Genomic DNA, 1,526 nt, shown 5'->3' with positions numbered 1-1,526 from the left:
CCCTCCTGGGTGATCTGGATCATCTCGGTCGGTTTCGGCTTCATCCAGGCCCATACCTATGCCGAGATCGCCGGCCTGTTCCCGTCGAAAAGCGGCGGCGCCTCGGTCTATGGCGCCTCGGCCTGGGTGCGCTATTCCAAGATCATCGCGCCCCTCTCGGTCTGGTGCAACTGGCTGGCCTGGACCCCGGTTCTGGCCATCGGCGCCGGGCTTGCGGCGGGCTATATCCTCAACTCCTTCGTGCCGGCCGATTCCGCGCTGCTGGCCTGGCAGATCACGCTGGTGGATCTGGGCTTCCTGAAAGAGGGCATCTCGCTTCGGATCAACGCCACCTTCTTCATCGGCGTGGCGATCCTGCTGGTGGTCTTCGCGATCCAGCACCGCGGCATCCTCTCGACCGCGCGGATCCAGACCATCATCGGCGTGGCGGTGATCGTGCCGCTGCTGGTCGTCGGCATCGTGCCGCTGCTTGCGGGCAAGGTGCAGACCGAGAACCTGGTGCCGCTGGTGCCGATCGCTTTTGATGAGGCCGGCAATGTCATCGACGGGATCTGGAACCGCGAGGGGATCACGCTGTTCCTTGGCGGCCTGTTCATCGCGGCCTGGTCGACCTATGCCTTCGAGACCTCGATCTGCTACACCTCCGAGTTCCGCCGCCCCGAGCACGACACGGTGCGCGCGATCCTTTACTCGGGCCTTCTGTGCGTGGTGATCTTCACCCTCGTGCCGCTGGCCTTCCAGGGCTATCTCGGGGTCGAGGGCATCCTGCAACCCGGGATCGTCGACGGCACCGCGGTGGCGGGCGTGATGGGCGAGATGGTCGGCGGCGGCGCCTTCATCACCAAACTGATGGTGGTGATGCTGATCCTCGCCACGATGCTGGCGATCATGACCTCGATGGCGGGCTCGTCGCGCACGCTCTACCAGGGCTCGGTCGACGGCTGGCTGCCGAAATACCTCAGCCGGGTGAACCATCACGGCGCGCCTGTCACGGCGATGTGGACCGACCTCGGCTTCAACCTGATCCTGCTGATGATGTCGGATTACCTCTTCGTGCTGGCGGTGTCGAACTGCTGCTATCTGATCTTCAACTTCCTGAACCTGAACTCGGGCTGGATCCACCGGATCGACAATGCCCATGTGCCGCGGCCCTGGCGCTGCCCGACGCCCTTGCTGGCGGCCGGGACGCTGCTGAGCTTCGTCAACATGGTGCTGCTTGGCGCGGGGGCGAACGTCTGGGGCTCGGGCACGCTGATGTCGGGGATCGTCGCGGCGGCGCTGATCCTGCCGGTATTCGCCTGGCGCCACTATGTGACCGACAAGGGCAAGTTCCCCGACAACATGCTGGAGGACCTCCAGGTCACCCCGGCGCAGCTGAAAGACCGCAAGGCCGGGGTGCTGCCCTATCTGGTGCTGATCGCGGGCGTGGCGGTCGCCTTCGTCTCGAATCTGATCTTCACCATCTGAACGCAAAGACAACGCAACAAACACGGGCGGGGGAAACCCCGCCCGTGGTCGTCCCCACA

Annotated in this window: 1 protein-coding gene; it reads left to right on the top strand. The window is 64.8% G+C overall.

The features are described from left to right. Window positions 1-1,467 (top strand): trimethylamine N-oxide permease (locus XINFAN_RS00280; RefSeq protein ID WP_233352068.1); only part of this gene is annotated, 1,467 nt, incomplete at its 5' end. Between the last annotated feature and the right edge of the window lie 59 nt (window positions 1,468-1,526).

This window comes from Pseudogemmobacter humi, assembly GCF_900609055.1.
Lineage (GTDB): Bacteria > Pseudomonadota > Alphaproteobacteria > Rhodobacterales > Rhodobacteraceae > Pseudogemmobacter > Pseudogemmobacter humi.
Note: the sequence above shows the minus strand (reverse complement) of the source record. Positions and strands in the feature narration are given on the sequence as shown.